Annotated in this window: 18 protein-coding genes; 13 read left to right on the forward strand and 5 right to left on the reverse strand. The window is 31.8% G+C overall.

Translation table 11 applies throughout. The features are described 5' to 3' along the window. Positions 1-61: 61 nt before the first annotated feature. On the reverse strand, positions 62-223 hold the full coding sequence (rpmH, locus tag Q0873_RS17310) for a 50S ribosomal protein L34 (RefSeq protein WP_088352940.1): 162 nt from the start codon (positions 221-223) through the stop codon (positions 62-64). A 230-nt stretch (positions 224-453) separates the two neighbouring features. Between rpmH and Q0873_RS17315 the strand changes: the two genes are divergently transcribed. The 6 genes from Q0873_RS17315 (at position 454) to Q0873_RS17340 (ending at position 10,283) form a co-directional block, all read left to right on the forward strand. After that, on the forward strand, positions 454-2,067 hold the full coding sequence (locus tag Q0873_RS17315; RefSeq protein ID WP_299109820.1) for a CTP synthase: 1,614 nt from the start codon (positions 454-456) through the stop codon (positions 2,065-2,067). Between the two features lie 188 nt (positions 2,068-2,255). Then, complete coding sequence (gene yidC / locus Q0873_RS17320; RefSeq protein WP_299109822.1) at positions 2,256-4,136, forward strand: membrane protein insertase YidC; 1,881 nt, start codon at positions 2,256-2,258, stop codon at positions 4,134-4,136. Between the two features lie 120 nt (positions 4,137-4,256). Beyond that, positions 4,257-5,276 carry an AraC family transcriptional regulator gene (locus Q0873_RS17325; RefSeq protein ID WP_299109826.1) on the forward strand — a complete coding sequence of 340 codons (1,020 nt, stop codon included), beginning with the start codon at positions 4,257-4,259 and terminating at the stop codon, positions 5,274-5,276. 296 nt (positions 5,277-5,572) lie between these two features. Beyond that, on the forward strand, positions 5,573-6,355 hold the full coding sequence (locus tag Q0873_RS17330) for a glycosyltransferase (RefSeq protein WP_299109828.1): 783 nt from the start codon (positions 5,573-5,575) through the stop codon (positions 6,353-6,355). Beyond that, on the forward strand, positions 6,336-7,748 hold the full coding sequence (locus Q0873_RS17335; protein ID WP_299109830.1) for a glycosyltransferase family 39 protein: 1,413 nt from the start codon (positions 6,336-6,338) through the stop codon (positions 7,746-7,748). Before Q0873_RS17330 ends, Q0873_RS17335 begins: the two co-directional genes overlap by 20 nt. Before the next feature lie 90 nt (positions 7,749-7,838). Further along, positions 7,839-10,283: an outer membrane beta-barrel family protein gene (locus Q0873_RS17340; protein WP_299109831.1), complete on the forward strand. Its 2,445-nt coding sequence runs from the start codon at positions 7,839-7,841 to the stop codon at positions 10,281-10,283. 39 nt (positions 10,284-10,322) lie between these two features. Here Q0873_RS17340 and Q0873_RS17345 read toward each other — a convergent pair whose 3' ends face one another. The 3 genes from Q0873_RS17345 to Q0873_RS17355 all read right to left on the reverse strand — a co-directional run bounded on the left by Q0873_RS17345 (position 10,323) and on the right by Q0873_RS17355 (position 13,018). Next, positions 10,323-11,456 (reverse strand): acyltransferase family protein, encoded by a 1,134-nt coding sequence (locus Q0873_RS17345; RefSeq protein WP_299109833.1) that lies wholly within the window; start codon positions 11,454-11,456, stop codon positions 10,323-10,325. Between the two features lie 96 nt (positions 11,457-11,552). Further along, positions 11,553-12,713, reverse strand: a complete 1,161-nt coding sequence (locus Q0873_RS17350; protein ID WP_299109835.1) for an AraC family transcriptional regulator — start codon at positions 12,711-12,713, stop codon at positions 11,553-11,555. A 131-nt stretch (positions 12,714-12,844) separates the two neighbouring features. Continuing rightward, a complete protein-coding gene (locus tag Q0873_RS17355; RefSeq protein WP_198938429.1) occupies positions 12,845-13,018 on the reverse strand; it encodes a hypothetical protein in 174 nt (57 codons plus the stop codon). A gap of 145 nt (positions 13,019-13,163) precedes the next feature. Between Q0873_RS17355 and fumC the strand changes: the two genes are divergently transcribed. The 4 genes from fumC (at position 13,164) to Q0873_RS17375 (ending at position 19,743) form a co-directional block, all read left to right on the forward strand. After that, entirely contained in the window at positions 13,164-14,564 is a 1,401-nt protein-coding gene (fumC, locus tag Q0873_RS17360; protein WP_299109839.1) for a class II fumarate hydratase, read from the forward strand. A 181-nt stretch (positions 14,565-14,745) separates the two neighbouring features. Beyond that, on the forward strand, positions 14,746-15,219 hold the full coding sequence (locus Q0873_RS17365) for a nucleoside deaminase (RefSeq protein WP_086030913.1): 474 nt from the start codon (positions 14,746-14,748) through the stop codon (positions 15,217-15,219). A 166-nt stretch (positions 15,220-15,385) separates the two neighbouring features. Further along, the gene (locus Q0873_RS17370) at positions 15,386-18,571 is read left to right on the forward strand and encodes a LodA/GoxA family CTQ-dependent oxidase (RefSeq protein ID WP_299109841.1); all 3,186 of its coding nucleotides are present in this window, start codon (positions 15,386-15,388) and stop codon (positions 18,569-18,571) included. A 20-nt stretch (positions 18,572-18,591) separates the two neighbouring features. Further along, positions 18,592-19,743 (forward strand): tryptophan 7-halogenase, encoded by a 1,152-nt coding sequence (locus tag Q0873_RS17375; RefSeq protein WP_299109844.1) that lies wholly within the window; start codon positions 18,592-18,594, stop codon positions 19,741-19,743. A 126-nt stretch (positions 19,744-19,869) separates the two neighbouring features. Here Q0873_RS17375 and Q0873_RS17380 read toward each other — a convergent pair whose 3' ends face one another. Then, positions 19,870-21,330, reverse strand: a complete 1,461-nt coding sequence (locus Q0873_RS17380) for a hypothetical protein (RefSeq protein WP_299109847.1) — start codon at positions 21,328-21,330, stop codon at positions 19,870-19,872. A gap of 192 nt (positions 21,331-21,522) precedes the next feature. Between Q0873_RS17380 and Q0873_RS17385 the strand changes: the two genes are divergently transcribed. The 3 genes from Q0873_RS17385 to Q0873_RS17395 all read left to right on the forward strand — a co-directional run bounded on the left by Q0873_RS17385 (position 21,523) and on the right by Q0873_RS17395 (position 23,886). Next, a complete protein-coding gene (locus tag Q0873_RS17385) occupies positions 21,523-22,029 on the forward strand; it encodes a hypothetical protein (protein WP_299109850.1) in 507 nt (168 codons plus the stop codon). A 22-nt stretch (positions 22,030-22,051) separates the two neighbouring features. Then, positions 22,052-23,266, forward strand: coding sequence for an MFS transporter (locus tag Q0873_RS17390; protein WP_299109852.1), 1,215 nt, complete (start codon positions 22,052-22,054; stop codon positions 23,264-23,266). Between the two features lie 146 nt (positions 23,267-23,412). After that, on the forward strand, positions 23,413-23,886 hold the full coding sequence (locus Q0873_RS17395; protein WP_299109854.1) for a nuclear transport factor 2 family protein: 474 nt from the start codon (positions 23,413-23,415) through the stop codon (positions 23,884-23,886). Positions 23,887-23,908 lie beyond the last annotated feature (22 nt).

Genomic DNA, 23,908 nt, shown 5'->3' on the forward strand with positions numbered 1-23,908 from the left:
ATAGGTATAAAAAAAGGTGTTACTATAAAAAAGTAACACCTTTATTTAATGACTAACATCATTATCTTTTATGTCTTGTTTCAGAAGAAACAGATATTTTCTTTCTTCCTTTTGCTCTTCTTCTTGCTAATACTTTACGACCATTAGCAGAAGCCATTCTTTCTCTGAAACCATGTTTGTTTCTTCTCTTGCGTTTCGATGGTTGGTACGTTCTTTTTGGCATTTCTAAATTTTTTAAATGTCTTGTTTATTAATTTAACTGCTTTCGTGAAATTCCGTCTGCTAAAAGCGTGGGCAAATATACAACAGTTTTTTAGTCTGACAAATCCATTTTTTATTTTTTTTAATTATTTTTTCTCTTCGAAGAAATAAGCTGCAATATAACCTTTTTTTTATTTTTTTTATTTGTTCGTATTGACAGACTTCTTACTTTTGCCCAAACCTAACAACACCATGAATAACACTAAATATGTCTTTGTAACGGGAGGCGTAACTTCATCCTTAGGAAAAGGAATTATAGCAGCTTCATTAGCTAAGTTATTACAACAAAGAGGCTACTCAGTAACCATTCAAAAATTAGACCCTTATATTAATATTGATCCAGGAACATTAAATCCATATGAACATGGAGAATGTTATGTTACCGACGATGGAGCTGAAACAGATTTAGATTTGGGGCATTATGAGCGTTTCTTGAATATTCCTACTTCTCAAGCTAACAATGTTACTACTGGTAGAATTTATCAGTCGGTAATAAATAAAGAGCGTAAAGGAGCGTTTTTAGGTAAAACCGTACAGGTAATTCCTCACATTACAGATGAAATAAAGCACAGAATTCAAATTCTTGGTAATACAGGCGACTATGATATCGTTATTACAGAAATTGGAGGAACAGTAGGTGATATTGAATCATTGCCTTATATAGAAACTGTACGTCAGTTGCAATGGGAATTAGGAGAAGACAATGCTATTGTTATTCATTTAACTTTAGTTCCTTATTTAGCTGCTGCTGGTGAATTAAAAACCAAGCCTACACAACACTCAGTAAAAATGTTAATGCAAAGTGGTGTTAGTCCTAACATTTTAGTGTGTAGATCTGAACATGAAATATCGGATGATATTAAACGTAAGTTAGCATTGTTTTGCAATGTAAAGAAAGAAAATGTAGTTCAATCTTTAGATGCAGAAACGATTTATGATGTGCCTAACTTAATGTTTAAAGAAGGTTTAGATTATGTAGTTTTAGATAAATTAAACTTATCTACTAGAAAACAACCTAGATTAACTGCATGGAATAAATTTTTAGACAAGCATAAAAACCCAACTTCAACTATAGAAATAGGTTTAGTTGGTAAATATGTAGAATTACACGATTCTTATAAATCAATCACCGAAGCATTTATTCATGCTGGTGCTGCCAACAAAACAAAAGTAAATGTACGTTGGATTCATTCTGAAGAACTAACTCCAGCTAATGCTGCCTCTATGTTAGAAGGTTTAAATGGAGTTTTAGTTGCTCCTGGTTTTGGAGACAGAGGTATTGAAGGCAAAATTTCAGCAGTACAATATGTACGAGAAAATAATATTCCATTCTTAGGTATTTGTTTAGGAATGCAAATGGCTGTTATTGAATATTCACGTAATATTCTAGGACTGAAAGATGCTAATTCCACAGAAATGAACTCAAAAGTTAAGCACCCAGTGATTAACTTAATGGAAGAACAAAAAGATATTACAGATAAAGGAGGAACGATGCGTTTAGGAGCTTGGGATTGTCAATTAACTCAAGATTCTAAAGTATATGAATCTTATAAATCTGAATTGATTAGCGAGCGTCACCGCCATCGTTATGAATTTAATAATGTATATAAAGAACAAATTGAAGCAGCTGGCATGAAGGCTACAGGAATCAATCCTGAGACTGGTTTAGTTGAAATCGTAGAAATACCTTCTCACCCATGGTTTGTTGGTGTTCAATACCATCCAGAATACAAGAGTACGGTATTGAATCCACACCCACTTTTTGTGAGCTTTATAAAAGCTTCTTTAAAGCAATCTAAAAAATAAAACAAATCCTGCCCTTTGCAGGATTTTTTCTTTTTTAAAGAAAAACGGAACACCCTTTGAACTATATAACATCAGTTAAATTAATCGTAGTAAAACCCATTAATTTATACCTTGTTTTACTACCTTTGTCGGGTTTTCTTAAGAAAAGAAAACGTTTACTGACAAGTTGACATTTATAAAATATATCAATGGAACAAAAAAATTTTGATTTTAAATCCTTTATAGGAATGTTATTAATTGGTCTTATCTTATTTTGGTGGACCAAGAACTCTCAAGAAGAAGTTGCTACTGAAGAAACTACGACTACTGAACAAGTAGCATCATCACCAACAACTACAGAAACAACAACAAGTGAAGCACTAGTAGAAAACGACTCTTTACGTGCTATTGCTTTAAAAAATAAATTAGGAGCCTTTGCTTTTAGTGCTCTACAAACAAAACAAGAAACTAAGGTTTTAGAAAACGATGTTTTAAAATTAACCATTGATACTAAAGGTGGGCAAATTGTTGAGGCTTTGATCAAAAACCAACAAACGTATGATTCTTTACCTTTATATTTAATTAAAGACAAGAACGCTTCTTTCAATATTAATTTCGGAACAACAGATAATAGAATTTTAAATACAAAAGATTTATTATTTGAACCTTCTTATTCTGAAAACGGAGAAAACAAGATACTTTCTATGAAGTTAAAAGTATCTGATAGTCAATTTTTAGAGTATCGTTATGAAATGAAACCTAACGATTATAGAGTTGGATTTGCTGTTCGTTCTCAAGGGTTAAGCAATGTTATTAATTCTTCACAACAGATTAACTTAGACTGGAATTTAAAAGGGTTTAGACATGAAAAAAGTCAGAAGACTGAAAACATGTATACTTATTATTACTATAAAGCTGATGATGAAGTTGAGTATTTAAATCCGAATGATTCTGAAGTTGCAAATGATATTGATTGGGTTGCTTATAAACAACACTTCTTTAGTTCTGCATTATTAAGTGATACTCCATTTAACGGAGCAACCATTACTTCAACAGATTTTAAAGGAGAAGATGTAGATTCTGTTTACATGAAAACATTTGCTTTAAAAACTCCATTACAATTAATGAATGGAGAGTTAAACTATAACATGGAATGGTTCTACGGACCTTCGAACTATAATTTATTAAAGACATACAAAGGAACTGATTTAGCTGAAATTAGTGATTTAGGTTGGGGAATCTTTGGATTCTTAAACCGTACTATTTTCTACCCAGTATTTAATATGCTAAAAGGATTTATTGGAAACTTTGGACTCATTATCATTTTAATGACAATTGTAGTTCGTATTATTATGTCTCCAGTGTTATACAAATCTTATGTTTCAAGTGCTAAGATGAAAGTTATTCGTCCAGAAATGGAAGCGATTAACAAAAAATATCCTGGAAACGAAAACGCAATGAAGCGTCAACAAGAAATCATGGCGGTGCAACGAAAAGCAGGTGTAAGTATGATGTCCGGGTGTATTCCTGCATTATTGCAAATGCCAGTATTCTTTGCTTTATTTAAGTTTTTCCCTACGAATTTCGACTTACGTCAGAAGAGCTTCTTATGGGCAAATGATTTATCTTCTTATGATATTGTTGCTAAACTTCCTTTTAATATCCCATTCTATGGTGATCACGTAAGTTTATTCCCAATCTTAGCTTCGGTTGCTATTTTCTTCTATATGAAAATGAACCAAAGTCAGCAAGCAAATATGCAAGCTCCAACACAAGAAGGTATGCCAGATATGAGTAAAATGATGAAGTATATGATTTACTTCTCTCCTATCATGATGTTATTCTTCTTTAACAACTATGCAAGTGGATTAAGTTTATACTATTTCATCTCTAACTTACTTACAATCACAATTATGTTTGTAATTAAGAACTATGTAATTGATGAAGCTAAAATTCACGCTAAAATTGAAGCAAACAAAAAGAAACCTGTAAAGAAGAGTAAGTTCAGAGAGCGTTTAGATGCTGCTATGAAGCAAGCTCAAGAACAACAGGCTGCACAACAAAAGACAAAAGCTAAAAACAAAAAATAATTCGGTATTAATAACTGAATAGTATAAATCCCAAATCAATAAGATTTGGGATTTTTTATGTACAATCCGAAAAATATAATTGCTATTTTGCCGTTAGTTTGCCAATGCTAAATACTATAGATGCTAAAAACCTTACAAATTGTTGCAATACTTCAAGGGATATTTCTACTTTTTATATTATTTCAAAGAAAGAGATTATATAAACAAGTAAATTTTTGGCTACTTCTTGGAGCAATTTCTTCCGTTATTCTATTTGCTATTGGTGATGATAATTACAATTTATTTGTTTCAGAGTCAAATTGGTTTTTGTTTCACGAACCTTTAATTATTACCATGTTCTTTTTACTGGTTCGCTATTATAAATCAGACAAAAATAGCTTTGATAAAAAAGATAGCATTTTCATTGTTCCTTATATCTTAAACATATTTTTAAATCTCGCAGAAGATATTCCAATACTAGCAGACAATTACATTGTATTATTTTTTGATGGGCTCATAGAACTTGTTTTCATGGGAATGTTACTCTACACCCTTTATGATATTTTAAAAAGGAAAAAAGAAAAATGGTTGTTATTCTTTTTAATTCCTTTAGCCTTTGTTTTTATCATTGCAGAATTTACTTATTTGATTACTAAATCACATGAAACTCCATTTTTCTTAGAAAGTTACGGTCTTATACTTACTGCTATTTTCTTATTCTATCTCGTACTTTATAAGTTAATTATAGACCCAAAAGATATACTTCCACAAGCCTGCCACAATAAATACAAATCTTCTAATTTAAATGAACTTTCAATAACCCACTTAAAAACGGCGATACACCGATTAATCGTTGAAGAAAAGTGGTTTAAAAATCAAAAATTAACCGTTAATGAAGTGGCAAGAGAGTTAGGTGTACCTAGACAACAGATTTCTGAAGTTTTAAATGTACATATGCAAACAGGATTTCAAGATTTTTTAAATAAATACAGAGTTGACGAATTTATTCATTGTCTTCAGAATGATATGTACAAAGATTATACTCTTTTAGCCATAGCAAATGAAGCTGGATTTAGCTCAAAGTCATCTTTCAATACTACTTTTAAAAAACTAATGGGTATGACTCCAAGTCAGTACAAAAAAGAGTTACCAATTCTATAAATATATCGATCAAAACCTTCATTTAAAATTATAAAACCGTTCAGAATACGAATTTTGAACCATTTTGACCTTTTCAAAAAACAAATTCAAAAAACTCATAAACAAATATTTAGAATTAAAATATTCAAAATCCGTCTTAAAAACGTATTTTGAACCTAATTTATTTTTAAACAATTTGCATACCCTTTACATTTGATTAAAAGTTTATCTATATTTTCACCAAATTAAAACCTTGAATAGTTTTAATAGTAGCTCTTATTAAAGTGTATGAACATAATTACTCTAAAAATTAAATAATGAACACACGTTTCGATTTAGCCATTGTAATACCCTGTTACAATGAAGCGCAAAGACTTAGAGTAGCACATTACAAAAGCTTTCTAAAACAGCACCCTAAAGCATTTATTTGTTTTGTAAATGATGGAAGTACCGATGAAACTCTTGAAGTCTTAGAAGAAATTAGAAGTGCATACCCATCTCAAGTTTTTGCTATTAATCAAAGCAAAAATCAAGGAAAAGCAGAAGCAGTTAGAACAGGTGTGTTACATTGTGGGAAAGAATTTTATGCAGAAAAAATAGCCTATTTAGATGCTGACTTATCGACTTCGCTGGAAGAGTGTCTAGAGATTAGTGAAAAATTATCTTCATCAACCTATTTTGCCTTTGGTTCACGTATTGCAAAATTAGACTGTACTATAGACAGGAAACACTATCGATTTTTAATTGGTAGATGTATCGCTACACTTATTTCAAGACAGTTAAATTTAAAAATATACGATACGCAATGTGGTTGCAAAGTATTTAAGCAATCTCTTGGAATGCTATTGTTTCAAGAAAAGTTTATTTCTCGCTGGCTATTTGATGTAGAACTTTTTCATCGATTAATAGCTATTTATGGTAGACGCCAATTAAAAGATATTGCTAAAGAGATCCCACTACAATCTTGGTGTGATACTGATGACTCTAAAGTTCCTTTAAGTTACTTTTTTAAACTATGGATTGATTTAAGAAATATTGGCAAAGCTTACAAAAACACTAACAAACAATTATCCGAACAAAATGAAACAATATTGGAATAGAAACTCTTTTTTTGGGTATGCTATTATTTCTCTACTACTGTTAAGAACATATTTGAATGCAGTACTTCCCTTAATGGATAAAACAGAAGCGCGCTATGCAGAAATAGCTCGTATCATGTCTGAAACAAACAATTGGATCACTCCACATATAGATTATAGTATTCCTTTTTGGGCTAAACCTCCGCTATCAACCTGGTTATCTGCATTAAGTTTGAGCATTTTTGGAAATAATGAATTTGCTGTTAGATTTCCTTATTTGTTACTTTCGATAGCAATGGTCTTTTTAGTAGGTAAGTATGCAAAAAGAGTACAACTTCCATTTTTTCTTCCTGGATTTGTTTTACTAACCATTCCAGAATTTTTATTGCATGCAGGTGTTGTTTCTACAGATACCGCTTTAGCCTTTTGTGTAACTTTAACCATGCTAAGCTTTTGGGAAACACTAAGAGAAAACGCGCAATGGTACTGGAAATACCTCATTTTCGTTGGTTTAGGGTTTGGATTACTAGCTAAAGGACCTATCGTAGGTATTTTAACTATTCCTCCTATAATTGTATGGCTATTTGTTTATAAAAAATTCTCTTTAGCCTTCAAAAAAATCCCTTTAATTACAGGGCCATTAATTATGCTAGCCATTGCATTACCTTGGTATTTATTAGCTGAGCAAAGTACTCCTGGATTTTTAGATTATTTTGTGGTTGGAGAACATTTTAAACGCTTCTTTGATTCCAGTTGGTCTGGAGATAAATATGGTTTTCCTAAATCACAACCCTTAGGAATGGTATGGGTTTTCCTATTCATATTTGCTTTAACATGGATTCAAATTGTTTTGTATAAAATATGGAAAAACCGCAGTGAAATTTTGCAACAAAAATGGATAGGTTTTTTAATCCTTTGGTTAATCTGGACACCTTTCTTTTTTACCTTTTCTAAAAGCCTTATCCACCCTTACATTTTACCTGTAATGGTACCAATTGCATTATTAATAACGCATTGGTTCAAATCATTTAAGAATAAAAGTATTTCAATAAAAGTAGCTCTTATTTTTCCTATACTTTGCTTATTGGTAAGTGTTCCTGCAGTGTTTTTAGGATATATTGAGCAACTTGCTCCTACCGATAAATACCTAATCCAAGCCAATACTACTGACAATTCAAAATTATATCATCTACAAACCAAGAGTTATTCTAGTCAGTTTTATTCAAATGGTAAAGTTCAAAGTATTTCTGATGTAGAATTAGAAGAAAAGATTAAAAGGAATGAGGATTCATTCAATATCATCATACCAAACAAAAAGTTTCATCTTATTTCAGAAAAAACACAAAATAAATTACGATTGCTCGATAAAAACAACAAGAAGAGTATTTATATTTATTCTAAAACTGAACGTTAGTTTTTATTTAACACAGTTTTAACAATAAAGCTTTAAACCTCTGCAGACATTTGTAGTCCTACTGGTTTAATCGAACAATTAATAATTTTAATGAAACACATAACCATACTTCTACTATTTATAAGTAGTATTGCTTTTGCGCAAAGACCTAACTTTAAGGGCAAAAATATTCCTAAAATTACACTTACTGGTAAAGTGGTAGAAACGAATACAAAACAAGCATTGGAATATGCTACCATAGTTTTAACACATGCAAAAAGTAAGAGAGTTACCGGTGGAGTAACCGATGAACAAGGTAATTTTTCTATTGAAATTCCAAAAGGAAAATATGATATTAAAGTTGAGTTTATTGGCTTTAAAACTAAAAGTTTAACTCCTAGAGTTTTCTCAGAGAACACTAATTTAGGAACAGTAACACTATCTGAAGACACTGAAACGCTTGACGAGGTTGAAATCATTGCTGAAAAATCAACAGTAGAAATACGCTTAGACAAAAAGATTTACAACGTTGGAAAAGATATGACAGTTAAAGGAGGAAACGCTTCTGACGTTTTAGATAATGTCCCTTCTGTAAATGTAGATGCTGAAGGAGCCGTTAGCCTACGTGGTAATGAAAATGTACGTATTTTAATAGATGGTAAACCTTCTGCTTTGGTTGGTTTAAACGGAACAGATGCACTACGTAACTTACCTGCTGACGCAATTGAAAAAGTAGAAGTAATCACCTCCCCTTCTGCTCGTTATGATGCTGAAGGAACTGCAGGAATTTTAAATATTATTCTTAGAAAAGGAAAAATCACAGGGTTTAACGGATCTGTAAATTTAACAGTTGGGCATCCAGATCAATTAGGAATTGCCCCTAACCTAAACTATCGTACAAAAAAGATCAACCTTTTTTCTAACATTGGTTATTCTTACAGAAAAGGTCCAGGAAATTCATTCTCTAAATTTTCTTATTTAACCAATGGAAATGTAGATAGTATTCAAACTGAAGACAGAACTTTTGATAGAACAAATAGAAATTTTAATGCTTCCTTGGGGCTAGAATATTACCTGTCTAAAAATAGTTCTATAACAGGTACCTTCTTTTATAGAGATTCGAATGGTGATGATATTGCTACCAACAATATTGAACAAATCATGTTTACCGATCCTAAATCAAGCATTCGTATTGAAAATGAAGATGAAAAAGGAATTGATAAACAATATTCATTAAACTATACCAATAATTTTGATGGTAAAGGACAGAAACTTAGCATTGATTTACAATATGGAGAAAGCGATGAAACAGAACTTTCACCTATTACTACGGATGGAGTTTTAACTGAAGACAATTCGCAAATAACAAAATCTACGGATAAACTATTACAAATAGATTATGTATTGCCTTTAGGAGAGAAAAGTCAATTTGAAGTTGGACACAAAACCACCTTACAAGATTTAAACTCTGATTTTAAAGTAAATATTTTAGATCCGAGTATACTCTTTGACCCTTCAAATGCTATCAATTTCAAACAAAACATTTATGCATTTTACGCACAATTCGGAAGTAAAATAAATAAATTCTCTTACCTACTTGGGTTAAGAACAGAAATTACAGATATTGATTTAGATGTTCTTACCACCAATCAAACATCAGATAAAAACTTTACAGAATGGTTTCCTACCGTAAACCTTGGGTATGAATTAAATGATAACGACAATATTACATTAGGATATAGTAGAAGATTAAGAAGACCTCGTCATTGGTTTTTAAACCCTTTTGAAAGTAGAAGTTCTAATACTAGTGTATTTAGAGGAAACCCTGATTTAACTCCAACGTTCACAAGTTCTTTTGATTTAGGGTATAATACCAAAGTAAAAAAATTAAACTTAGGAGCCTCTGTATACTATCAAATTTCAACAGACTTAATTCGCCCTATATCAATATTAGAAGAAAGAAATGGGGTTGGTATATTTGTTAGACAGCCATTAAACTTAAATGATGAGCAACGTTATGGTGTAGAATTTACGAGTAATTATAATGTTTCTAAAAAAGTGCGTTTATCTGCTTCATTTAATTATTTCAAGTTTAAAACAGATGCTTTTACATATACTTATACTGCTGCTAACGGAAATCAAGTAACCACTAATTTAGATGAAGTAAATGAAAGTAGTTGGTTTGCTCGATTTAACTCAAGAATTACCTTACCGGCAAAAATTCAATGGCAAACACGTATTTTATATCGTGGGCCACAAGCCAATGCTCAAACAGATAGAGAAGGAATATTTGTGACCAATCTTTCTTTTAGTAAAGATTTATTTAAAGACAAAGCTACCTTAGTTTTAAATGTAAGTGATTTATTTAACTCTCGTATGCGTCAGAGTAAAACCTACTTTAACAACAGAGAAAACCCTACTCGAATTTCTGAAGGAGATTTTCAATGGAGAGAGCGTCAAATATCTTTAAACTTTACCTACAGATTCAACCAAAAGAAAAAACGTCAACGTACTCGTAGAGAGTTTGATGGTGGTGGTGAAGAATTTGGTGGATAATATATAAAAAAGCTCTCAATTCTGAGAGCTTTTTTACTTTTACACTTTTACTTTCTTCATTCCAAAAACAACTCTCAATACATTAAAACGTTTTATCAATAACTCATAGAGTAACACTACAACAACAAAACTAACTAGTATTAACACCAACATTTTAATTATAATAGGTAATTCAATATTTTTTAAGTAATATCCTAAAACTATGATCACAGGTTGATGCAATAAATAGAAAGGGTAAATTCCTTCATTTAATCTTTTTCGCCAGCGAGAATCTTTATTAAAGTATTTTTTTGAATATCCTAAAGCAGCTAAACCACAACTCCAACCAATAATAATACCTGTAATACCATATAACCAATCCATCAACTTTTGATGCGTAAATAAAGAGGAAATAGAAAATAGAAATATGGTTGCTATAACTGTTTCTATTAAATACAAACGTCGTTGATTTTCTATTGCCTTCACTAAACTTCGATCAGTAATCAAAATAAATCCAGCAATAAAAAATAATATATAATATATAAAGTAAGCCCAATCATTATACAATGCATGTGTACTTTCAGGAAACCATTGTCTTAATATAGCTTGTGATCCAATTAATAATACTAAATACAAGTTTAAAGCTAATGGCTTTTGAAGCAACAAAATCCATCGTTGTCGATGAGTATTAAATCGATCACTTCTTAAATAATTCAAAAAGGGAGATATCAGTAATGAAATCAAAAATAAATACAATATGAACCACAAGTGATGCCAACTAAAGTTCCCTGTTGGATATACTCCATTAAACATCTCCAGATAGAAACTTCCTAAAGAAGAATACATTTCAATCTTCTCAATATAAACTTGCACTGGAACCAAAGTGATAATACCCACTACAAAAGGTATAAAAAGTCGGGTAAAACGTTCATTTAAATACTTCTTTACAGTTCTATGTCCCAACGCATAATATGTTCCAACACCTGAAACTAAAAAAAGTAAAGGCATTCGCCAAAGATGTAAAAACCACATCAATCGATTTAACCAAGTAACGGTTATATTGTTTTTAACATGCCATTCCCATGAATTAAAGTACATGCCAATGTGAAAAAGAAATACACTAAAAATTAAAAGAATTCTAAGCCAATCGATATAAAACTGTCGACTGCTTTTATTAGATTTAATAGGTTCCATATGATTTTAAATTTTGTACATACAAACCTAATTTCAAAGATCACTTTTTATCGTATTTCCTTATAAAGTAGATGTTCGTGCTTATCGGGAAGCTCCTTAACTACTTTTTCTATATGCAGAAGGAGTTTGAGAAGTTAGCTTTTTAAAAGCCGTATTAAACGCTGATTTTGAGTTATATCCAACCTGTTCTGTAACTTCTTCTATAGTTAGTTTCTTTCCTTCATTAGAAGAAAGAATACTTTTGGCCTCCTCTACCCTATAAAAGGCTAGTAACTCGAAAAAAGTCATGTTTAAATCTTCATTTATTGTCTGGGAAACATGGTGAGAACTTTCATTAATAGTAAATGACAAGTTAGAAAGAGATGCCAAGTTACTAGTAAAGTACTTTTCATCTTCCATGATTGTCCTAATCTTTTCTGCAATCACTTTTTTGTCAGATTTTGTCAATGAAGATTTTTGATACTTTAAACTTGGGAATTCTAAAAAAGACGAAGATTGCTGAAAATAAGTAGAGCTATTCATAATAGCAATTACATTAAATAATAAAATAAACGACAAATACACATATAATATATAATCTCCAAAATCATCTTTAAATGTAGCTTTCACTATAACAAGTAATAAAAAAAGTAATGTAAAATGTAAAATAGAACTTCGTAATGATTTTAATGTATGATTGGTCGTTTTAAATATAGACTCTCCTAAAGGTTTACTTTTTAATACTATTTTTCGAATAATGATAAATGAATATACTCCTATTTGAAGAATTGTTAATTCATTCACATAATTTCGTATCCCTAAAGGGTTATCATTTTCTTTTGAGTAATCAACAGGTAAGGGCTCTAAATCGAAACCTAATGAAAAAATATTGGAATTATATTTAAATGCTTCAGACTGAATAAAAAAGAACACACAGTAAAACAGCCAAAACACAAACGGAATATAATGTAACCATTCCTTACTACTACGCTGCTCGCCTAACTGGCGAGACACAAAAAAATACAACAACGGAGCTATGATAAAATTGGTGGGTTCTGAAAAGTTAGTTAGATGTAAACATTTAAAAATAAGCCCAGTATAATTCAACCAACCTTCTAACATATTAAATGAAAAAGTTAGTAATAACAGTCCCATAAATAGATTAGACTTATTGTATTTAAAAGATTTTTGAATAAAAAAGTACGATAATAAAAACCCTAATACAATTCCAACAAAAATTATAAATGCTGGAATATCTAAACGTAAATCAATGGACATATTTTCTTCATAGAAAGTTATCAGATGTCTAAATGTAAACTATTTTATTCGAATCGTACAACAAGACACCAGAATAAAAACGAAAAGCTCGTTCAAACGAACGAGCTTTCTAATATTGTTGAATAAGATGCTTACTTACCTTCAGCAGCTTTCTTAGCTTCTTTTTTTAATTTCCAGTTTTCCCAGATGGTTCCACCAATCCAGTAAGGTACTACAAATGTCAATAAGAAAATTAACAACCAAAATCCAGCTGTAAAAATAAACATGAATAATACTAATCCTGAAAATTCTGAAAAATCTAACATTTGTTTCTTCTTAATAATTGTTACGCGACAAAATTAAAACTATTTTTTTTTACAACCAATAAAATCTCACAAAAATCGACATCTAAAACTATTAGAATTTGTAATTTTGGACTTCGTTAATTTTAAGCAATTTAAACAATTCAACATGACTAAATATAGAATTGAAAAAGATACAATGGGTCAGGTAGAAGTACCTGCAGATAAATATTGGGGAGCACAAACAGAACGTTCTCGTAACAATTTTAAAATTGGAGCACCTGCTTCTATGCCTTTAGAAGTAGTATATGGATTTGCTTACTTAAAAAAAGCGGCTGCTTATACAAACTGTGAATTAGGAGTTTTAGCAGAGGAAAAACGTGATTTAATCGGTAAGGTTTGTGATGAAATTTTAGCAGGAAAGCACGATGACCAATTTCCTTTAGTAATTTGGCAAACAGGTTCGGGTACACAATCTAATATGAATGTAAACGAAGTAATTGCCAATAGAGCGCATGAAATTGCAGGTAAAGTAATTGGTGAAGGAGATAAAACAATTCAACCAAATGATGATGTAAACAAATCACAATCATCAAACGATACGTTCCCTACTGGAATGCACATTGCAGCTTATAAAAAGATTGTTGAAGTAACTATTCCAGGTGTAGAACAATTACGTGACACATTACAAGCTAAATCTGAAGCTTTTAAAGATGTTGTAAAAATTGGACGTACACACTTAATGGACGCAACTCCGTTAACCTTAGGGCAAGAATTTTCTGGATATGTAGCACAGTTAAACTTTGGTTTAAAAGCTTTAAAAAATTCATTAGCTCATTTAGCACAATTAGCTTTAGGAGGTACAGCCGTAGGTACAGGATTAAATACTCCAGCAGGATACGACGTATTAGTAGCTAAGTATATTGCAGAATTTACAGGATTACCATTTGTTACTGCTGAAAATAAATTTGAAGCTTTAGCAGCACATGACGCTTTAGTTGAAACACACGGTGCTTTAAAGCAATTAGCTGTTTCTTTAAATAAAATAGCCAACGATATTCGTTTAATGGCTTCAGGACCTCGTTCTGGAATTGGAGAATTAATCATTCCTGCAAATGAACCAGGGTCTTCTATTATGCCAGGTAAAGTAAACCCAACACAAGCAGAAGCAATTACCATGGTATGTGCTCAAGTAATGGGGAACGATGTTGCTGTAACTGTTGGTGGAACTCAAGGACATTATGAATTAAATGTATTTAAACCAATGATGGCTGCCAACGTATTACAATCGGCTCAGTTGATTGGTGATGCTTGTGTATCATTTGATGTAAACTGTGCAGCAGGTATTGAACCAAATCATGGTAGAATTACAGAATTGGTTAACAATTCATTAATGTTAGTAACAGCTTTAAACACCAAAATTGGATACTATAAAGCAGCAGAAATTGCAAATACTGCACACGCTAACGGAACTACTTTAAAAGAAGAAGCTATCAATTTAGGATATGTAACTGCTGAGCAATATGACGAATGGGTAAAACCAGAAGACATGACAGGTAGTTTAAAGTAAACTACTTTGGTAGAAGTACACTAAATACCTTCTGAAAAACTAACTTTTTATATTAAAGTGATTTTCTAAGGTTTTTAACCTCGATTATCGAGTAAATCAGTACTTTTGTATAGAACTTAAAAGCTGCAAAATTTTTGCGGCTTTTTTTAGCTAGAAAAATTAACCATATAAGATAATGAAGATGAACAAACACGAAGAATATATGAGTGAAGCTGTAAAAGCAGCTTTACGCGGAATGCAAAACAACGAAGGAGGTCCTTTCGGATGTATTATTGTTAAAGATGGAGAAATTGTTGGACGTGGAAACAATAAAGTTACCTCAACAAACGATCCTACAGCACATGCAGAAGTTACTGCAATTAGAGATGCTTGTAAGAACTTAGGTTCTTTTCAATTAGATGGATGTGTTGTATACACCTCTTGCGAACCTTGCCCTATGTGTTTAGGAGCTATTTATTGGGCTAGACCTGATAAAGTATTCTATGGAAGTAATCAAGTAGATGCTGCCAATATTGGTTTTGATGATGAATTTATTTATAAAGAAATTCCATTACCATATGAAAAGAGAAGTATTCCGTTTGAGCAAGTAGGACGTGAAATAGCTTTAGAACCTTTTCAAAAATGGTCTGAAAAAGATGATAAGATTGAATATTAATTCAATTTAAATATATAAAATTAAAAGCCTTTGCATGAAATTGTAAAGGCTTTTTCATTCATACCCAAAAACCATACTCTTAAGGATTCTTTTACAATAGCTTATTCCTTAATTCTTAATTTTAGTTGTAGATTTATAGATAACCAAACTTAAAAATTAACTAACTATGACTAAACCTTCGAATGAAAGGTCTTCATCATGCTGGAATTGCGATGGAGACATTGGTGTTGTTACACAACGTCTTAAAGAGATGTTTGTTGAAATGGGACAAAAAACCCGAATTGAAAATGGACAGCAACCAGCAGAAAGAGCCGTTTTTAGAAAACAACACGGAATTACATATGGACATTTTATTATAAATAAAGACATTGATGAAAAGTTCAAAGTTGGAATTTTTGCTGGAGATAAATATGAATGTGCCGTACGTTTTTCAAGTGATACCTCCCCTACTTCACCTGATTTACATTCTACTTTAGGTGTAGGTCTAAAACTTTTTGGTGTAGACGGACCGAAGCTATTTGGAGAAGGAACAAATGCCGATTTTATTTTCCAAAACATTGATCGCTTTTTTGCTCGAGATGCACAACAAATGTGCTCGTTCACCACTGCAGGTGTTATTGATAGAGATTATAGCGCTTATATTGAAAAACATCCAGAGTTAGCTGAAATCTTAAAAGCAATGACCAAAGAGGAAGCAAGTGTTTTAAGTGCTAATTATTGGGCTATTTTACCTTTTAAATTAGGGAATTCTCAAATTGTTAAATATCGCTTAGTTCCGGAAGACACCTATAAAGGTGCTCCTTTTAACGACAATAATTATCTTGCTTTAGATTTACAAAAACGTTTATTACAAGGTTCGGCAACTTTCCGTTTTGAAATTCAGCTACGTACCAATGATGCTACCATGCCTTTAGATGATGCTCAAAAAGTATGGAGCACTGAAGAAAGTCCATATATATGCATTGCCAAATTACATTTACCTCAACAAGATGTATGTAGTATTGGACAAGCTGAATTTGGAAGCAATCTTTCTTTTAACATTTGGAGAACCTTACCAGAACATGAGCCTTTAGGTTCTATAGCTCAGGCTAGAAAGGTTGTTTATGCTGCCAGTGCTGAAGCTAGACATCAAGCCAACGGACAGCAAATGCAAGAACCTAAAGAAATCAATCCTAAGTTTGAAGGAAATACTGATGAGGATAGTGGTTGTATTGTAAAAGCTGGAATATACCCTCCTATTGGTATCATGAGAGTTGGTAATAGTAAAGACGAATACTATATAGGACCGTTAATCGATAATCCCGATCCACAAACTGATCCCTATGCTTATAGAGATCAAACAGGTGCTTTAAAAAGACAAGCTGCTCAATTTAGAATCTATGGATTCAATGCAGCCGGAAAAGCAGTTAAGGAGTTAACAGCTGAAAATGCAACAATTAAATGGCATTGTCATTTAGCAAATCAAAAAGCTTCTTGGTATCAATTTAATATTGCCTTAGATATTCCAGAAGCAGCAGACGCCCCTCCTTCTATGCTAAGAAATATTGATGTAAAAGATCGAAACGACTTGTTAATTGATGGAGGTCCAAAATCAATTTCAGGAATGAATATTAGTGATGGTCCATTCTTTGAAGGAGAATTTCTATCTAAAAAAGTGTATTTAGGAGAAATGCGTACTGATGAAAAAGGACGTTTATTAATGTTAGGTGGACATGGAAAATCTGAAAATATTCATGGAGATATTGCCATTACTTTTGCTAATAATGAAGGTTGGTATGATGATACTTCTGACGGACCGGTTACTGCTGAAGTTGAATATAACGGGACCAAATTAAAAGTAGATCCAGCTTGGGTAGTTTGTGCCCCACCTGATTATGCACCAATGCAAAAGTCAGTAAGAACAATGTGGGATTTAATGCGAGACGTAGCCGTAAAATCAAAAATGCTAGTGCGTCCTACTCGACCGTCCTTTACCAAAGATATATTGCCTATTTTCCAACGTATGACCGATTTACAATGGGTAAATGCCGGATTTGCTGGAGCTTTCGGTTTTGGTGGGCAGTTTAATTACACTACAAATGAATGGATTAAAAAATTAGGAAACCCATCATCAGCCTTTATGGAAATGCGTAGAACCATTTCTAACAATTTCCGAAGATTTGATGTTTCAGGAGCAGAAGCTCCACAGTTATGGCCTTGGTTATATGGAGATGCTATTAGTATTCCTTCAACAGGATCTGTTCGTCAACATGCAACACTATCTAATTTACAACTAGAGTTTTTAGACCAATGGGTGCAAGGAGATTTTGATGCTGATTATGTAGACATGACTGGATGTCCGCACACTCCAAAAACACCAACAATAGATGAACTTCCTATTGCTGAACAACCAGATATGTTAACCAAAGCTGCCATGGAATTTTGTTTAGCTGATGCCTTTCACCCTGGATGTGAAATGACATGGCCAATGCGTTCTTCAGGAATGTATATGGCTCCTTTTAGAATAAAACATGCGCCAAAAACACCTCCTGTTAATACACATTATTACGGACCTCTTATGAATAATGATGTATTGCCGCTAGCCAAAGGGCCTATTTTAGGAGGACAAGTGGCCGGTGGAATTACCAGATGGATGGCTATTCCTTGGCAAACAGATACTGCTAGTTGTAGAGATGGTTATACCAGTGAGTATGATCCGTACTTACCAACATTCTGGCCAGCTAGAGTTCCGAATAACATCTTAAATGAAGAACGATATAAGCAAACTATAGATTCAAATTTAGAAGAAGAAACTAGAATGGAAGCTTTTGCTTTTAGAGCAGATTGGTTAGACAACCTTCCTTTAGATGGTCAATCACCTACCTATACCAATCAAATTAACAGTATGATTAAGTACTTTGATAAATTGGCTGTAGTTCAAAAAAGGCCTGGAGTACATAACGACCCTAATTTCCCTGATGAAATGCAAGTCGGAATTACTCCTACACCAGAACAAGAAGCTACTCTATTAAAAGCTACTTTGAGCGATTTAGATACTGTTTTAAATAGTAAAAAGTTAAGTAGTGAAACTCAAAAAACTGTAAAAGCTGCTGTAGAAAAGCTATCTGACAAACATTTACTTAATGAACAATTCTTGTTAGAAAACACACAAAATGAATTACTAACCTTAGTAGAAGATGAATTGATTAAAGATTTTGAAGCAACTCCAAATGTTACTAAAACAATACATTTAATTGCTTCTAAGCTTCATAAAATGAACCAATCAAAATCACATCAAGAAGCTCCTGTTCAAAAGGTGGAAGTGGGTATTCCAGAGAAGATGACACGTTTTTCAAGATATACTCCAAAGTAAAATTGTGATACGGTAAACACATGTTACAAAAAACAGACATACTTATTATTGGTGGCGGCATTGCAGGTTGCATTGCTGCCATCTCTTTAGCGGATAAATACCGAATTACCATTGTTGATAAACTTTTACAACCTTTAGATCGTGTGGGAGAATCCTTAGCTCCAGCTAGTCAACGAATTTTTAAAAAACTAAATATTCTAGAAAACGAACCAGAAGAAGTAAAACAACAATTGTTTATTCATAATCTCGGAATGCAATCGTATTGGGGAAGCAATCAAGTACAATTTGTTGATCATTTAAGAAACCCCGATGGAGCTTCTTTAAGTTTAGATAGAAAGAATTTTGAATCTTATTTAAGAAATGTCGTTACCCAGTATAAAGTGAATTGTTTATGGGGTTATCGATATCAAAGCAACAATTACGAAAATTCAGCATGGAATATCACTGTAAAATCAGATAATAAACATCAAAGAGAAACACAAAATATTTCAGCAAAGCTTGTTATTGACGCTACGGGAAGAAACAGTCATTTCACACGTTCATTAGGTGTAAATCGTACATATTTAGATACGCTTGTTTCTTGCTGGATAAGTCTTCCTAATAAAGAAATTAACGGAATGAGTACCATTGTTTCAGATAAATTAGGATGGTGGTATAGTGCTGTAGTTCCAAACAACAAAAGAATTCTTTCCTTTCAGACGGATCCAGATTTAGTAGATCGCGCTACTTTTAAGAATAAAGAGAATTTCTTAAAGCTCATTGAGACTAATACTGTTATGAAACAACTTATACAATCTGTTTCTTTAGAAGCTATCAATTTTCATGGTACAGTGAGCGCTAATTCAACACAGTTAGATACAGCTGCCGGTAACCAATGGATTGCTTTAGGAGATGCCGCCATTAGTTTTGATCCATTATCTTCTCAAGGAATGTTTAATGCCATGGCCTGTGCCATGCAAGTAAAAGAGCTATTAGATCTGTACAATTTCATAGAAGACAATACAACTGCTAGTAAAGAAGCTTTCAGTAATGCATATAACCAACAAATAAATACCATCTGGAAGCATTATTTAAAACATAAAAACCTTTTTTATAAAATAGAAAACAGATGGAAAGATGCTCCTTTTTGGAATCGAAGAAAACAAGTAATTCTAAAACCTGAAACTATTTAACCGTACTCTAATCAGTTTAAGTTTCCTTCTCTAGAAAATCCATTTTTAATCTATTCTTACAATAAAAAACCTCTCCACTGAAGAAAATTCAATGAAGAGGTCATTACAAAAATTAATAGTCAACTTCTAATTTAACTTTTTTCTCATATAATCTTCCATTTCTTGTTTCGCCTTTAACTTCTCAACCTGAGACTTCGACTTCCCTTCTGCTCTCTTGATAAAAGCATCAAAAACATGACTAATGTATATTGGTGATTTATCACCTGTATAACTTACTGCATTATGACAACTAAAGCAATTTGCTAAATTATCTGCATCAATTTCCGACAACGAATTATTAAATGTTTGCGTATATGTTTCCATTGTAACATTGGCATTGTTTAGAGAACCTCTCGCTATTGCACCTGGTGTTGATACGTCTAAAGTATCACCATATTTCACTAATAATTTAGCTTGTGCCTCCGTATTTAAACCATCTGTATCAATCCAGATAGAACCATTATAGAAATAATGTTTCCAAGGACCTGCTTCCTTGTCTAAATTTTTCTTTACACAAGCATTGATCCTTTTAATATTGTCAAAATTAATAGGTTCTTGTTGGCAAGTCTTCATGAAATCACCTTTAGCATCTACAGGTACACCATATTTAAACAAATCATAATTCTTATATAACTCTAAAGGTTGTTTCGTAATAGTATCCCAATAAATTCCTTTGATACCTGTAGTACTTCCTTTCTTAAATAACAACTTATCAGAATCAGAACTTGCTTTATCTTCTTTCCAGTTATAACTTGGTGCTAAATCATCATGCTCAAAAGTAGCCCAGATAAACTCAGGGTGATTCTCCACCACTCCTACAACATGCATCCCTAATAATGCAACTTGGGTATTTGTAAAGTTTCCGTTACCATCATTAATAGCCCCTACTGTTGTAAAGTAATTTGCTCTTTTATTTTCAGGAATTGCATCAACAGTAACCCATGACACCTTTAACTCTAATGATCCTACAGGAAAAGAAGATAAATTATCTTTTCCTAGTTTACCACTAATAATAGAATCTTTAAATTTTTGAGCTGCATCGTATAAGGTTGGAGAAACGTGTATTGAATAAAATACGGTCTCTTCTTCATTATTTTTAGGGTTATACGCTGGATTTGTTCTTAAAATTCCGGAAGAACCAGCTTGTGCAGTATCTTCTAAAACTACCGAAGCTCCAGAAATTGGGGCTATCTTTCCTAAATGAGAATCTACTTGATAAGTCTCACTTGGATTTAAGAATAATGGCAATTTAGCATCTCCATCTGGTTTTGTAAGCCATAAAAATTTTTGCCAAGACCATTGGTGAAAAATACCATTGGTAGTACTTGATACATCAAACGGACTTCCTTTTCCTTCCTCTGGAGCTGGGGTTTGACTATGAGGAAACCAAGATGGTTCACATAAAGATGCATCTGATACTTTATTATAAGTTGCTATAACTTCTTCTTTAATCTCATCTTTTGAAGGTGACTTTTCCTTCTTTTTACATGCATAGAATACGAATACACTGGCTATGATAACCAGAGGGATTTTTTTGGTTAGTTTCATTATGTTAGTTTTTAAGTTTGATTACTCAAATTTGCATTTTTTTCTCCTATCATTTATATAAAATGGTATAAGTGTGATAGTTTTATGCATAAAAGAGAGTTTAGGAGTATTAGAGGATTATAAAATCCTTTTTTTTACTATTTTTAGCTTCACAAATTGCTTTTAAAACGTTTAACTTAATATGTACAGTCTATGAAAAAAGTAACTTTTACACTTTTATTTTTATTTATATCTCTTGGATTATTTTCTCAAAACTCTAATGCTTCAATCATTACTAAAAAGGATCTAATTGAGTTTATAGAACAGTCTAAAAAAGAAGGCAAAATCAATAAAAACCCGCTTCTTGTATTGAATGAAGAAATAGTTTTAGACATTGAAGAAATAAACAATAAACAGGAGTTCTTTGGAGAAATTAAATTAATCAGCAAAGGAAATAAAACAATGACTGAAATTTATGGTAAAAAAGCTATCAATGGAGTTGTTTTAATTCAATCTCATTCACAAGATAATAGTGCTAAATCAACTGAAAACGTATTATTTTTTATTCGAGAAAAAGAAATTTCCGAAAGTGATTTAAAAAAAATAGATCCCAATTCAATTAAAGAAGTTCGAGTTATTAAATCTAAACATGAAGTTAAAAAATACACCGACAAAGTTTGTGCTGGAATCGTTGTTATTACTTTACACAAAACTAATTAAATTATAGTCTTTTCTAGTAATTATGTTAAAAAGAATACAAAACAATACACATCCAAAAGGAGCTATCAATTATGCCTTGTCTAGTATGCTAGAAAGGGGAGCTTATTATGGTTTTCGAGCTTTACTAATTATCTATTTATTAGGAGAAACTATAGCTATGGATCGAATGTTAGCTCTATCTATAATTGGTCTGCTTACAGGATCAACTATTCTTTCTAAGGTAATTGGAGCTCTTTTAGGTGATTTGATACTAGGCAATCGAAGAACAATTCTAATCGGAGGGATTCTTCAAGTAATGGGGATTTTTAGCTTATTCATTCCCACAACCACTGGCGTATATATAGGAGTCTTTCTAATGATATTAGGAAATGGTTTATTTTCACCTAACTTGACTGCTAATTTTGGGAAACTTTATTTTAAAAAAACAACACTATTAGACGCTGGGTTTACACTCCTATATTTATTAGTAAATTTAGGTACCTTTTTTGGTATTATGCTAATCGGTTATTTAGGAGAAAAGTTAGGCTATAGAATCGGATTTATTCTTTGTGGAATTCTAATGCTTTGTTCACTAATCCCTATAGTTAATTCACAAGAAATAAAACATAATAATAATCCAACAACAAACTTCAACTTAAACAAAAGAGTTTCAAGTATTTTAGTTGTTATTCTTCTTGTTAGTATTTTTTGGACTATTCATGAAATAGTAAACATTCGACTAAATGATTTACAAACTCAATTCATGGGAATATCAAGTATTGGTATTCCAAGAGAATTATGGCTTTCTTTAGATTCGTGGGTTACTTTTCCCATTGGTATCATACTTTTTATTTTATGGAATTATTTTTATAGTTCTCAATTCTTCAAACTTACATTAGGGTTTCTTTTCGGTATATTGTACATAGGAGTATTACTTATTATCCCGCAAACAGTAACAGAACATCATGCAGTACTATATTATATTGCAATACTATTGCTAAGTATTTCAGAAATCCATATTGCTCCAATAGTTCATTCAGTTTTAACAAAATATTCAAACCCCAAATACCTAGCAATTGTTATTAGTTTGGTGTTTTTACCTTCTAAATTGCTCTATATTATTTTAGGTTTATTTAAAAATAAGTTTATTGATAATCCTATTTTAGGCTTAAAATTTGCAATAACTAGTATGAGTATTATTGGAATTGGACTAATAACTTATATCATTTTGAATAAAAGACCAAAAAGTAAGCTCTAAACTCTAGAGCTTAAAGTATTATAATTGAAAAGTAAAATTCCAATTCTTTATGAAACTAACTAAAAGTTAAGAATACTTTATCAGTTTTATAGTTTCTCTACCGATTAAAAAGTTAACTTTAACCAATAACATACAAATTAATATCTATGAGAATTCCTAAAGTATTTTTGGCTACGATCATAATCGTTTTTTTGTCTTCTTGTAACAATGTTGATAGAACCAATAAAAATATTGAACTAACAAAAGAAACATTGTTAGAAACCATTACTCAATTTAACACTGCCTTTCAAAAAGGAGATGTTGCTATCTTGAAAACTATGATTACTGATAACTATATACATACAAACGGGAGTTCTCAGCCTATAAAGAAAGAAGACTGGTTAGGTTACTTAAGCAAAAGACAAAAACAAATAGCCACTGGAAACATTGAGGTGCTAGCATATAAAATGGATGAAGTACAAATAGAATTCTTTGGATCAACAGCTATTGTTTCTGCTAAAATAACAACCACCAACAAAGAAAACAACGAGGTAACAACAAAGGAATACAGAGTAACAAATGTTTGGGTATTGCAAAATGGTAATTGGAAAAGAGCTGGATTTCATGATGGAAAAATTTAGTACCTTTAAACGAAAACTATCC

This window comes from uncultured Tenacibaculum sp. (genome assembly GCF_947498805.1).
In the GTDB taxonomy this organism is placed as follows: domain Bacteria; phylum Bacteroidota; class Bacteroidia; order Flavobacteriales; family Flavobacteriaceae; genus Polaribacter.